This is a genomic window from Phyllobacterium sp. YR620, from assembly GCF_900104165.1.
Lineage (GTDB): Bacteria > Pseudomonadota > Alphaproteobacteria > Rhizobiales > Rhizobiaceae > Phyllobacterium > Phyllobacterium pellucidum.
In genome coordinates this window covers 216456-228744 of the sequence record NZ_FNJP01000005.1, presented here as the reverse complement: position 1 = coordinate 228744, position 12289 = coordinate 216456, and the positions used below count along the sequence as shown (strand labels likewise).

Annotated in this window: 10 protein-coding genes and 1 riboswitch; of the genes, 3 read left to right on the top strand and 7 right to left on the bottom strand. The window is 59.2% G+C overall.

The features are described 5' to 3' along the window. Positions 1–20 precede the first annotated feature (20 nt). From BLR72_RS17285 to BLR72_RS17275, 3 genes are all read left to right on the top strand, one after another. Complete coding sequence (locus tag BLR72_RS17285) at positions 21–1391, top strand: leucyl aminopeptidase family protein (RefSeq protein WP_091950584.1); 1371 nt, start codon at positions 21–23, stop codon at positions 1389–1391. 66 nt (positions 1392–1457) lie between these two features. Then, a complete protein-coding gene (locus tag BLR72_RS17280) occupies positions 1458–1808 on the top strand; it encodes a MarR family transcriptional regulator (protein WP_027230420.1) in 351 nt (116 codons plus the stop codon). Continuing rightward, positions 1805–2680 carry a C40 family peptidase gene (locus BLR72_RS17275; protein WP_175492389.1) on the top strand — a complete coding sequence of 292 codons (876 nt, stop codon included), beginning with the start codon at positions 1805–1807 and terminating at the stop codon, positions 2678–2680. The genes BLR72_RS17280 and BLR72_RS17275 overlap by 4 nt, the downstream gene beginning before the upstream one ends. A gap of 42 nt (positions 2681–2722) precedes the next feature. Here BLR72_RS17275 and BLR72_RS17270 read toward each other — a convergent pair whose 3' ends face one another. From BLR72_RS17270 to BLR72_RS17240, 7 genes are all read right to left on the bottom strand, one after another. Further along, the gene (locus BLR72_RS17270; protein ID WP_091950581.1) at positions 2723–3214 is read right to left on the bottom strand and encodes a 6,7-dimethyl-8-ribityllumazine synthase; all 492 of its coding nucleotides are present in this window, start codon (positions 3212–3214) and stop codon (positions 2723–2725) included. A 79-nt stretch (positions 3215–3293) separates the two neighbouring features. Continuing rightward, positions 3294–3456: riboswitch (FMN riboswitch) on the bottom strand. Between the two features lie 67 nt (positions 3457–3523). Further along, entirely contained in the window at positions 3524–4480 is a 957-nt protein-coding gene (locus tag BLR72_RS17265) for a 2-hydroxyacid dehydrogenase (RefSeq protein WP_027230417.1), read from the bottom strand. Further along, positions 4477–6105 carry an ABC transporter ATP-binding protein gene (locus BLR72_RS17260; RefSeq protein WP_091950579.1) on the bottom strand — a complete coding sequence of 543 codons (1629 nt, stop codon included), beginning with the start codon at positions 6103–6105 and terminating at the stop codon, positions 4477–4479. Before BLR72_RS17260 ends, BLR72_RS17265 begins: the two co-directional genes overlap by 4 nt. Beyond that, positions 6102–7241 carry an ABC transporter permease gene (locus tag BLR72_RS17255; protein ID WP_091919884.1) on the bottom strand — a complete coding sequence of 380 codons (1140 nt, stop codon included), beginning with the start codon at positions 7239–7241 and terminating at the stop codon, positions 6102–6104. The genes BLR72_RS17260 and BLR72_RS17255 overlap by 4 nt, the downstream gene beginning before the upstream one ends. Further along, positions 7241–8344 (bottom strand): microcin C ABC transporter permease YejB, encoded by a 1104-nt coding sequence (locus BLR72_RS17250; RefSeq protein WP_091919882.1) that lies wholly within the window; start codon positions 8342–8344, stop codon positions 7241–7243. Before BLR72_RS17250 ends, BLR72_RS17255 begins: the two co-directional genes overlap by 1 nt. A gap of 63 nt (positions 8345–8407) precedes the next feature. Beyond that, a complete protein-coding gene (locus BLR72_RS17245) occupies positions 8408–10279 on the bottom strand; it encodes an extracellular solute-binding protein (protein WP_091950577.1) in 1872 nt (623 codons plus the stop codon). Further along, positions 10276–12156, bottom strand: a complete 1881-nt coding sequence (locus tag BLR72_RS17240; RefSeq protein ID WP_244506738.1) for an extracellular solute-binding protein — start codon at positions 12154–12156, stop codon at positions 10276–10278. Before BLR72_RS17240 ends, BLR72_RS17245 begins: the two co-directional genes overlap by 4 nt. Positions 12157–12289: the final 133 nt, after the last annotated feature.

The following is a 12289-nucleotide window of genomic DNA, read 5'->3' as shown; positions in this document are numbered from 1 at the left end:
GACCAAGGAGAAATTCGCCGATGCCGATTGAAATCAAAGGCAAAATGCCCGATGGCAGCAAACCCGTCTGGCTGGTGCGAAGCGGCGGACTGAACGACGCGGGACTAGACGACCGTGCGCTGAACTGGGCCAAGGCAAACGGTTTTGATGGTCAGTCCGCGCGCCTGTTAATCATTCCCAACGACAAGGGTGAAGTTGCCGGAGCGTTGCTCGGTACCGGCAAAGACGATGCACGTCTCGTTGCCGGCAAGCTTGCAACGGGGCTGCCCAAGGGCAGCTGGCATCTCGCCAATGTCGTGGGTGAGCCCAACCTTGCCGCGCTCGGCTTTCTGCTCGGCGGATACAAATTCACAAAATATGGCAAGAAGGACGAGCTGGATGTGACGCTTGCCTCGCCTGCAGGGGCCGACAAGGTCGATGTGAGGCGTCTTGCCAATGCCGTCACCCTGGCTCGCGACCTGATCAACACGCCGACGAACGATATGGGCCCCGAGGCGCTGGAACAGGCAGTCCGCAAGGTTGCCGATAACTACAAGGCCTCAGTGAACGTCATCAAGGGCGACGCACTTCTCAAGCAGAACTTTCCCATGATCCATGCCGTTGGCCGTGCGGGGAGCGAGGAACCCCGCCTGATTGACGTCGAATGGGGCAAGAAGGATGCGCCGCGTGTGACACTTGTGGGCAAGGGCGTTTGCTTCGATACAGGCGGGCTCGATATCAAGCCGTCGAGCAGCATGCTTTTGATGAAGAAGGACATGGGTGGAGCGGCCAATGTCCTGGCGCTTGCGAGCCTCATCATGGATGCGAAGTTGCCGGTGCGGCTGCGCGTCCTGATCCCGGCTGTCGAGAATTCGATCTCGGCCAATGCATTCCGACCAAGCGATATCCTTGCAAGCCGCAAGGGTTTGACTGTCGAGATCGGCAACACCGATGCGGAAGGACGCCTCGTGCTCGCTGATGCGCTGGCGCTTGCGGATGACGAGGAACCGGAAATCCTGATCGACATGGCAACCCTGACCGGCGCAGCCCGCGTCGCGCTCGGACCGGACCTTCCGCCGTTCTACACCAATGATGAAACGTTCGCCGCCGAGGTCGCCCGGGCCGCAGACACCGTTGCCGATCCTGTCTGGCGCATGCCGTTGTGGCAGCCCTACGAAAGCAAACTGTCCTCCCGCGTGGCGGACACCAACAATGTCACCACCGACGGCTTTGCCGGATCGATTACCGCGGCCCTCTTCCTGCAGAAATTCGTCGGCAAGGCCAAGGTGTGGGCGCATTTTGATATTTACGGCTGGAATCCCGTCGAGAAGCCGCATTCCCCGGTAGGAGGCGAGGCCCAGGCGATACGCGCCCTTTACCATCTTCTGAAGCATCGTTATCCCAGCAAATGAACGGCTTGCCTGGGTCGGCCAAGGGGGTAGAATGGAACGGAACCGAAATGATCTCGGATACCGTCCATGTTCATCGAACTGAAGCCTATCCAGGCATTGACGCTGTGGAAGGAAATCGCGATCTCGGAGGTGCGCGATGATGCGCATGACCTTACGTTGCGGCAGATGGCCGTCTTGCTGACGGTCTATCTCGAGCCGCCGCCGCACACGATACGCGGCATGGCGGCGAAACTCGGCGTTACCAAGCCGGTCATAACCCGCGCGCTCGATACGATGGGCGGCTATGGTCTGGTTGACCGGCATCGCGATGAAAAGGACAAGCGCAACGTTCTCGTCAAGAGAACGGTAAAAGGTGCGCTTTATGTTGAAAAGCTTGGCGATCTCGTGATTGCCAAGGCAAGAGGATTACCGCTTTGACAGATCCAACAGTGTCGCTGGACAAACGACTGAATGCATATCGGCCCGACCGAGCCGATGAAAGCCTGCGTGGGCTGGTGCAGGCGGAACGCTTCGTTCCCGGCAAGCCCATGCGCATTGCGGACCCGGTGGTCGATGTGAGATCCGAGCCGCGCGGCGATGCCCCGATCACCACGCAATTCCTCTATGGCGACGACGTCCTCGTTTTCGACGACGACAATGGCTGGTGCTGGATACAGAATGAGCGCGACGGCTATGTGGGCTATGTGGTCGATACTAGCCTCGACCGGCGAACCGGCGATCCCACGCATATCGTCATTGCCCCCCGCACTTTCGTCTATCCCGGATCCGATCTGAAATTCCCGCGCACCAAAGCCCTGTCGATGGGTTCGCTTGTTACGATTACGGGCGGTGAGGAACGGCGGGGCACGTTGTATGCCATGCTGCCGAGCGGTGAGGCGATCATCGCAAAGCATCTGGTGCCGATCGACGAGGTTGCGGAAGACCACGTGGCCGTCGCCGAGACGCTGATGCACACGCCCTATCTCTGGGGTGGCGTTTCAGGCTTCGGCATCGATTGCTCGGGCCTCGTTCAGCTGGCATTGCTCATGACCGGGCAGGGCGTCCTGCGGGATTCGGACATGCAGGCAGCCTCGATCGGCGAGGCGATCGAACCGGACCCGGACTACCACAATCTCAGGCGCGGCGATTTCGTCTTCTGGAAAGGCCACGCTGCAATGATGGCAAGTCACTCGACGTTGCTCCACGCCAGCGGACATACGATGACCGTAACGCTTGAGCCATTGCGCGACGCGATCGAACGCATCGCTTATCTTTACGGCAAGCCGACCGCCGTTCGTCGCCTCACGTGATGTGCCCGCCACCTGCGCAGCGGGCACATCCCGTTCGCGCAATCAGGCGGCGGTGAGTTCGCTCACCTGCCGCAAGGTGCGGATGATCTGGAGGCAGGCCCGCGCCGCCTCCTGACCCTTCACGAGGAAATGCCGCGTAAAGAAATCGATATGCTGCTCGGTCTCCTGGAAGTGGTGCGGCGTCAGAACGGCAGACAGCATCGGCACGCCCGTTTGCATCTGCGCCGTCAAAAGCGCGTCGACGACAGAGCCGGCGACGAAATCGTGCCGGTAGATGCCGCCATCGACGACGAGCCCGGTACTTACGATGGCGTCGTAACGGCCGCTTTCAGCAAGTTTTTTGGCGAGGAGCGGGATGTCAAAAGAGCCGGGCACGTCGAAGACATCGAAGCGGGCTGGTGTCACACCTTGCCGGCGCAGTTCTTCCTCGAAGCCGAGGCGGCACTGGTCGACAATGTTTGCATGCCATCGCGCCTGCACAAAGGCGATACGCGGGGCTGGGTCTTGGGGAACGTTATTCTGGAACTGATCCATGTCTTTCTCCTTCGAGTGGACGTGAATCAGGGCACAACCAAAAAGGCGCAAGGCTGACACGGAGCCAGCCTTCACTTTCGATTGTTCTCTTTCATCCGGACTATACCGTCGGCTTCGGAATTGCACCGAAATCTGCTGACCCTCCCGGATGACCGGGAGGCGCTCGCGGGCTCGCACCAGACATCGGGTGATGCAAGGTGATTACCGCCGGTGGGGAATCTCGCCCCGCCCTGAGAACACTAACGGTTGCACCCTAGTGAATTGGTCCGGGTGGTCAAGCTCGAAGCTGCCTAGAGCAACACGGGTACTCTAGTATTGGGCCGCGCGGTCGACGATATTTTTCAACGGTTCGCCGCGTTCGAAGGATTCGATCTGGGCGACGATCTCTGGGACCAGCGCCTGCGGGCTCGAGCTTGCCGCCGCGTGCGGAGTGATCGTTACCTGCGGATGCGTCCACAGCGGGCTGTCCTTCGGCAGGGGCTCGCGGTTGAACACATCGAGCGTCACCGCCGACAGCATGCCGCGGTCGAGCGCCGCGAGAATATCGGGCTCGTTCTGCAGCCCGCCGCGTCCGGCATTGATCAGCGTCGGGGCGCCTAGCGGCCCGTGCTGCTTCATCTGCGCGAACATGCTCATTGAAAGAATGCTCTTGGTGTCGGGCGTCAGCGGCAGGAGGCAGACGACGATATCGACATCCTTGAGGAAGTCCTTGAGGCCATCCTTGCCGTAATAGGTCGTAATACCTTCCATGGTCTGCAGGCGGCGGCTCCATCCGCTGACGCGGAAGCCGAGCGCGCGCAGCTTCTGCGCCGCATCGCGGCCAAGCACGCCGAGCCCGAGAATGCCGACATTCACCTCGTGCGCCGCAGGCTGGCGCCGATCCTCGTGCCAGACGCGCTGGCCCTGCTGCTGGCGATAGCGCATCCCGAGCCGGTGATGGTCGAGCACCTGCCACACCACATATTCGCTCATGCGCATAGTCAGGTCCGGCGAGACGATTCTTACGATCGGCACGTCCGGTATCTGCTGGTCATGGAAGATGTGATCGACGCCGGCGCCGAGCGAGAAAATAACATCGAGGTTAGGCAAGCCGGCCAACGAGCCCTGGCGCTGTTTCCAGACAAGCGCGTAGCGGATCTTATCCTTGTCCGTCGAGTTGAGAACCAGTTTGCGTTTCGGCGCGGCCTTGGCAAATTCGGACACCCAAACGTCCGGGTCCCATCCCGTCACGGCCAAAAGGATCGTATCGGTTGCATTGCCAGTCATTCACTCACCGCTCCCTGTTCGGCAGTTTCTATCCTGAAGGCCGCCGCCATCAGGGCTCTCGTATAATCGGTCTTGGGCCGCGCAAAAATCTCCTCCGACGGCCCATATTCCACTGCCTTGCCATTGCGCATCACCAGCACCTCATTGGCAAGCGCCTTCACCACCTTGAGATCGTGGCTGATGAAAAGATAAGCCAGATTGTGCTTCTGCTGCAATGTGCGCAAAAGGTCGACTACCTGCGCCTGAACGCTCATGTCGAGCGCCGATGTTGGCTCGTCCAGCATGACGAAACGGGGATTGAGCACCATGGCGCGTGCGAGGGCGATACGCTGGCGCTGGCCCCCGGAAAACTCGTGCGGATAGCGGAAGCGGTTCTCCGGGTCGAGGTTGACCTCCTTGAGGGCGGCGACGACCCGCGCGTCGCGCTCATCGGCGGAGAGCTTTGGTTCGTGCACTTCAAGACCCTCTGCAATGATATCGGCCACCGACATGCGCGGCGACAACGACCCATAGGGATCCTGAAAAACGATCTGCAATTCGCGGCGCAGCGGCCGCATCTCGCGGAATGAATATTTGTTGATGTCCGTCTCGCCGAAGCGGATGACCCCTTCCGACGATATCATGCGCGACAGTGCCAGGCCGAGCGTGGTCTTGCCCGACCCGGATTCGCCGACAACGCCAAGCGTCTGGCCGGCGCGGATCGTTACGTCGATGCCGTCGACCGCCTTTACGTGATCGACCGTCTTGCGCAGGAAGCCCTGCTTGATCGGGAACCAGACCTTGATATTTTCGCCGCGCATGACCGGCGCCGCCGCAGCATTTGCCGCCGGCGGGATGCCCTTCGGTTCGGCGGCGAGAAGGTGGCGCGTATAGGGGTGCTGCGGGTTTTCGAATATCTCCCGCGTCGGCCCGGTTTCGACGATCTTCCCGCCGGTCATGACGCAGACGCGATCCGCAATCTTGCGCACGATGCCGAGGTCGTGGGTGATGAACAGCATCGACATGCCCTGCGCTGCCTTGAGATCGGCAAGAAGCTTCAAAATCTGCGCCTGCACGGTGACGTCGAGGGCGGTGGTCGGCTCGTCGGCGATCAGGAGCTTCGGCTTGTTGGCAAGCGCCATGGCGATCATCACCCGCTGGCGCTGCCCGCCGGACAATTGGTGCGGATAGGCGTTCATGCGCTTTTCCGGGTCGCGAATGCCGACTTCCTCCAGCAGCGCAAGCGTGCGTTGACGCGCCGCCTTGTCAGCCATGCCCTGGTGCAGCTTGAGGATTTCGCTGATCTGGTCCTCGATCGTGTGGAGCGGATTGAGCGACGTCATCGGCTCCTGAAAGATCATGGTGATATCATTGCCGCGCGTCCGGCGCAGCTCGTTCTCGCTGCTTGCAAGAAGATCCTTGCCGCCGAACAGAATTTGTCCTGACGGGTGCGACGCCGGCGGATAGGGCAGAAGCTTCAGGACCGACAGGGCCGTGACCGATTTGCCGGAACCGGATTCGCCGACAAGCGCCACGGTCTCGCCCTCGCCGATATCGAAGGATATGCGATCCACGGCAAGCGTCTCCTTGCCGCCCTGCGAGAAGGCGACGGAAAGATCGCGAACTGAAAGAAGCGGGGCCGTCATTTGAACGCCTTGCGCGGGTCAAAGGCATCGCGCGTGGCTTCGCCGACGAAGATGAGCAAGGACAGCATCAGTGAAATCACGATGAAGCCGGTAAGCCCGAGCCAGGGCGCCTGCAGATTGTTCTTGCCCTGTGCGAGCAATTCGCCGAGCGAGGGCGATCCAGGGGGCAGGCCGAAGCCGAGGAAGTCGAGCGAAGTCAATGTCGTGATCGATCCGTTGAGAATGAACGGCAGGAAGGTCAGCGTCGTCACCATGGCGTTCGGCAAAAGGTGGCGGAACATGATGGTCCGGTTGCGCACGCCAAGCGCCCGGGCAGCGTTGACATATTCGAAATTGCGGGCGCGCAGAAACTCGGCGCGAACGATGCCGACAAAGCTCACCCACGAGAACAGCAGCATGATACACAACAGGATCCAGAAGCCCGGCGGCAGGATCGAAGCCATGATCAGAAGCAGGTAAAGCGTCGGCACCGAAGACCATATCTCGATGAAACGCTGCGCGGTGAGGTCGAGCCAGCCGCCGAAATAGCCCTGCAGTGCGCCGGCGGTGACACCGATCACGGCAGACGCTGCCGTCAGGATCAGGCCGAACAGCACCGAGATGCGGAACCCGTAGAGCGCCCTGGCAAAGACGTCGCGCGCCTGATCGTCCGTGCCGAGAATATTCATGTTGCCGAAAACACAGTTTGGATCGTCCACGCCTTGCGGATAGCGGGCGCAGCGCTCCTCCGGCGTAAACAGCCAGAACGGCTTCGATGGCGCCGTATCGGGCAGTTCATTATTGACCGTCCGATAGGAATAGCGGACCGGTGGCCAGATCGACCAGCCATTGCGGTTGATCTCCTCCTGGATCACCGGATCGCGGTAGTCGGTCACGGCATAAAAGCCGCCGAATTTCTCTTCCGGATAATCGACGAGGACTGGAAACAGGATCTCGCCCTTGTAGGAAACAATGATCGGCTTGTCGTTGGCTATAAACTCGGCAAGGAGCGAAGCAACGAACAGGAACAGGAAGATCCAGAGGGCCCACCAGCCGCGCCGGTTCGCCTTGAAGTTCTGCCAGCGCCGGGCATTCAGCGGCGAAAGTCGCGGTCGTTTGACGGGGAGGGCTGGGGTCGTGCCGATAATATCGGTCATCAGACATCCCTCCGCTCAAAGTCGATACGCGGATCGATCCATGTATAGAGAAGATCTGAAAGCAGGCTGACGACGACGCCGACAAGGGCGAAGATATAGACGGTCGCGATCACCACGGGATAATCGCGGTTGATAATCGATTCGTAGCCGAGAAGGCCAAGTCCATCGAGCGAAAAGATCGCCTCGATCAGGAGCTGGCCGGTAAAGAAGATCGAGATGAAGGCGCTCGGAAATCCGGAAATGACAATGAGCATCGCGTTGCGGAAGACATGGCCGTAAAGAATACGGCGTTCACTGAGGCCCTTGGCGCGCGCCGTCGTCACATATTGTTTGCGGATTTCGTCGAGGAACGAGTTCTTGGTCAGAAGCGTCGTCGTCGCAAAGGCGGAAAGCAGCATGGCCGTCAGCGGCAGAGCGAGGTGCCATGCGTAGTCGATGATTTTTCCGCCCAGCGACAGCTGTTCAAAATCGTTCGATGTCAGCCCGCGAATTGGAAACCAGTCAAAGAAGGACCCGCCGGCAAAGAATACGATCAGCGCGATGCCGAAGAGGAAGCCTGGTATAGCGTAGCCGACGATGATGATGCCGCTGGTCCATATGTCGAATGACGAGCCGTCCTTGATGGCTTTTCGTATGCCGAGCGGTATCGAGATCATGTAGGAGAGCAGGGTCATCCACAATCCGAGCGAAATCGATACCGGCAGCTTCTCCTTGATCAAATTCACGACGCTGATATCGCGGAAATAGCTCTTGCCGAAATCGAAGCGCACATAATTCCATACCAGCAGACCGAACCGCTCAAGCGGCGGCCTGTCGAGTCCGAACTGCTTCTCGAGGCTGGCGATGAAAGCAGGGTCGAGGCCTTGGGCGCCACGGTATTTCGAATTGCCTTCGCCGAGCCCAAGCTGTTCCTGAGACTGGCCAAGGTCAGCGCCGCCGCCGCCGATGCGGTCCATTGCATTGCCTCCCTGACCGGTAAGCTGGCCGATGATGCGCTCGACCGGGCCGCCAGGGACGAATTGCACGATCACGAAGCAGACAAGCAGGACGCCGAAAAGTGTGGGAACCATCAGCAGGAGACGGCGGAGAATATAGGCTCCCATCAGGCAACGACTCCGCCAAAGATTAAATCGATAGACGAAACGCGCAGGACGTTTCCTTGATCTTCAAGCCTTGCCAATAGCCTTTGCCTTTGCTTCATCGAACCACCACAGCGACTCAACCGGAAAGCCGTAATCGGGCTTGGGCTCCTTGAAGCCGAACATGTCCCAATAGGCGACGAGGTGATTCGCTGAGTACCAATTTGGAATCCAGTCGCGTCTTATACGCAAGAGTCGATCGAGAACACGCATGACTGTGACCAAATCGTCGCGGGAACGCGCTTCGCCAACCTTCTCGATCAGTGCGTCGATAACGGGATCGGCGATTCCGGGAAGGTTATAGGAACCCGGCGCCGAGGCCGACCGCGAGCCGAACATCGATGTGAGCGATTCCGACGTCGGGGTCGCGTTCAGCATGACGGCCACACCGATAATGTCGAAATCGAAATCCTGAACTCGAAGCTGGTATTGAGCCGGATCGACAAGACGCAGGGAGGCATTGACGCCGATTGCCTGGAGATTGTTGATGAAAGGCGAATAAGAGCGGGTAAATACCTCCGCCTGGATCAGTATTTCGAGGTCGAGCGATTTGCCGGCACCGTCGACAAATCGGTTGTTCTCACGTTTGAACCCTGCTTCCTGTAGAAGCTCGACAGCGCGGCGTAAATTCTTGCGGTCGCGCCCTGAGCCATCGGTCGTCGATTGGATCACCGCTTCGCCGAAAACGCCCTCCGGCAGGCGATCGCGCAGTGGCTCCATTATGGCAAGTTCCTGCGGGGAGGGCATGCCGTTCGAACGAAAGTCCGACATCTCGAACAGCGACTGCGACTGCTCGTACATGCCATAGAACAGGTTCTTCCGGGTCCACGCGAAGTCGAAGCACAGCGCAATGGCCTCACGCACCTTCGGATCGCGAAAGCGCTCCCGCCGCTGGTTTACCGCCCATGCTTGCAAATGCGGGCGTTTCTCGTCGGGAAACTCGCGTTGGATCACACGCTTCTGCTGGATGGCCGGGAAATTATACTCGGTGACCCAAGTCTTTGCCGTGTGCTCCATGCGCCAGAATATGTCACCCTTCTTGAAGGCTTCGAACTCGGGCTGGCGGTCGCGGTAGAACTCGATCTTGATCGTATCGAAGTGGTTCAGTCCGCGCCGTACCGGAAGGTCCTTCGCCCAGTATTCATCGACACGCTGGTATTCGATGCCCTTGCCCGGTGCCATCCGGCCGACACGATAAGGGCCGGAGCCGAGCGGGGTCTCGAGCGTCGATGCATCGAACGCGCGGCCAGCAAACCACGCCTTTGAAAGAATCGGCATGTTGCTGGCGATATCGAGTATCGCGCGGTCGGAATGTTTGCCGGTAAAGGCGATGCGCAGCGTCTGGTCGTCCTCGGCGACGATCTCCTTCATCTCGGTCAGCAACAGCAGAAGCTCCGGATGCCCTTTCTCCTTGATCGACTGGAAACTGAAGACGACGTCGTGGGCCGTTAGGGGCGACCCATCGTGGAAACGCGCCGCGGGGCGCAGTTTGAAGGTGAATGTGTTGCGATCGGCCGTGACAGTGACGCTCTCCGCGACGAGGCCGTAGATCGAGTCTGGCTCGTCGAGGGCTTCCTCCATCAGCGTGTCGTAGCAGATTTCCATGCGCGGCGGCGCATCACCCTTGGCCGAATAGGTATTGAGCGTGTTGAAGGTCTGTGGCGACTGATTATAGAGCCAGTTCGCCGGAGAAAAGGCGAAGGTCCCGCCCTTCGGCGCATCCGGGTTGGCATAGTCGAAGTTTTTGAAATCCTTCGGGTATTTCAACTCGCCAAATGCCGATAGACCGTGCAGCGGCACGTCGGTGGCAATCTCGGCGAGCGCGATGCGTGGCGAAAAAGCGGTCAGAAGTGTTGCACTCGAAATCTTCAGAAGATCGCGCCGGTTGAGCTGCGTCATTCGGCGCGCGCTTTCAACGCCTGCTCCTTGGCCGTGTCGATCCACCATGAGAACGGGTCGATACCTGCATAGTCCGGCTGTTTTGCCGGCATGCCGAATTTGTTCCAGTAAGCGATCTTGATGCGATCGTCATACCATTGCGGGACGGCGTAGTAGTTCCACAACAGTACCCGGTCGAGTGCGTGGGTGGCGGCGACGAGTTCATCCCGGTCCTTGGCAAAGATGATCCGGTCGATCAGCTTGTCGACGGCCGGATTCTTGATGCCCATATAGTTGCGGCTGCCCGGTGTGTCGGCAGCGCCCGAACCCCAGAAATCGCGTTGCTCGTTGCCCGGCGACAGGCTTTGGGCAAGAACGTTTGGCGTGATCATGTCGAAATCGAAATCATTTAGCCGAGCAGTATATTGTGCAGCATCGACAACACGTAACTCGGCGTCTATGCCCAGCTTACGCAGGCTGCCCAAGTATGGGCCGAACGTGCGGTCGGCCGAAGGATCATTTGCCAGGAATTCGATGGTGAATGGTTCGCCGGTCTTGGCATTGACGAGCTTGCCGTTCTTCTGCTTGTAACCCGCGTCGCGCAGGAGCGTGACCGCCTGGCGCAGATTGTCCCGCTGCGACTGGGGCGTAGCGTATACGGGCAGCTTGAACTCCTTGGTGAAAACTTCGTCCGGCACGTCGCCCTTCACTGTTTCGAGGATTTCAAGCTCCTTGCCCATCGGCAGCCCGCTCGACGCGAGTTCCGACCCGGAGAAATAGCTGTTTATGCGCTTGTATTGCCCGAAGAACAGGTTCTTGCTCATGCTCTCGAAATCATAGGCCCAGGTCAGAGCCTCACGGACGCGTGGATCCTTGAACTTGTCGCGCCGGGTGTTCAGCAGGAATCCCTGCATTCGCCCAAATGAACGTAACGGAAACACGGCCTTGACCACTTCGCCGCGCCGGAAGGCCGGAAAATCATAGCCGCGCATCCATTTGCCTATACTGGCCTCCGAACGGTAGTCCTCGAAGCCTCCCTTCTTGAAGCCTTCCCACGCGGCATCCTGGTCGCGGAAATACTCGTAGCGAATACGATCGAAATTGTTGCGGCCGACATTCACCGGCAAGTCCTTGCCCCAATAGTCCGCCACGCGGCTCCAGACGATGGTATTGCCGGGTGAGGCGCTCTCGATCTTGTAAGCGGATGAGCCAAGCGGAATTTCTGTCGTTGGCTTGCTTATATCGCGCTTCTTACCGCTCGCGTCGTTACCCTCCCACCAATGCTTGGGCAGAATGGGGAAATCGCCCATGATGCTTGGCAGTTCGCGGTTGCCGCCGCTCGAAAAGGTGAACGTCACCTCGTGGTCGCCGGTTTTCTCCGCTTTGGTCACATCGTGATAATACTTATTGTACGACGGGCTTTGGGCCTTCAGCGTGTCGAAGGACCAGATGACATCGTCCACGGTGATCGGCTGGCCGTCATGCCACCTTGCTGCCGGGTTCAGCCGAAATTTTACCGAGGAATAGTCATCCGGATAGGCGATAGCCTCGGCGATGAGCCCGTAATTTGTCGCTGGCTGATCGAGGGATTGGCTGAGCAGCGTATCGTAAAGCAAGCCGCCGCCGACGGTAGCAGGCAGCCCCGCTGCTGGCGTTCCCTGCACGACAAAGGGGTTGAGACTGTCAAACGATCCGTAGGCGGTCTGGTTGAGCGTGCCGCCTTTCGGGGCATCGGGATTGACGTAGTCGTAGTGCTTGAAATCGTCGCCATATTTCGGTTCGCCGAGGATACTCACAGCCTTTCTCCATTCGGTTTCCGCAGCCTGGACACTCTGATGGGAAGCGACGGTGAAAGTGGCGAAAAGGGCAAGGCTGGCAACGAGGGGGCGAAATCGCAAATCAGGTCTCCACGGATTCTCTATAGTCATAAGTCTAAGAGAAATTGCGGCGGAGAACAGGCCTTCACGTTAAAAACACGCGCAGTTGATGCAAAAAAGCCGGGCGCAGGCCCGGCTTTTCTAAAGCAATAGT

Excerpts from the sequence above, each read along its gene's own strand:
- BLR72_RS17285 (WP_091950584.1), top strand. The coding sequence starts at position 21 with ATGCCGATTGAAATCAAAGGCAAAATGCCCGATGGCAGCAAACCCGTC.
- BLR72_RS17280 (WP_027230420.1), top strand. The coding sequence starts at position 1,458 with ATGTTCATCGAACTGAAGCCTATCCAGGCATTGACGCTGTGGAAGGAA.
- BLR72_RS17270 (WP_091950581.1), bottom strand. The coding sequence starts at position 3,214 with ATGGATCAGTTCCAGAATAACGTTCCCCAAGACCCAGCCCCGCGTATC.
- BLR72_RS17265 (WP_027230417.1), bottom strand. The coding sequence starts at position 4,480 with ATGACTGGCAATGCAACCGATACGATCCTTTTGGCCGTGACGGGATGG.
- BLR72_RS17260 (WP_091950579.1), bottom strand. The coding sequence starts at position 6,105 with ATGACGGCCCCGCTTCTTTCAGTTCGCGATCTTTCCGTCGCCTTCTCG.
- BLR72_RS17255 (WP_091919884.1), bottom strand. The coding sequence starts at position 7,241 with ATGACCGATATTATCGGCACGACCCCAGCCCTCCCCGTCAAACGACCG.
- BLR72_RS17250 (WP_091919882.1), bottom strand. The coding sequence starts at position 8,344 with ATGGGAGCCTATATTCTCCGCCGTCTCCTGCTGATGGTTCCCACACTT.
- BLR72_RS17245 (WP_091950577.1), bottom strand. The coding sequence starts at position 10,279 with ATGACGCAGCTCAACCGGCGCGATCTTCTGAAGATTTCGAGTGCAACA.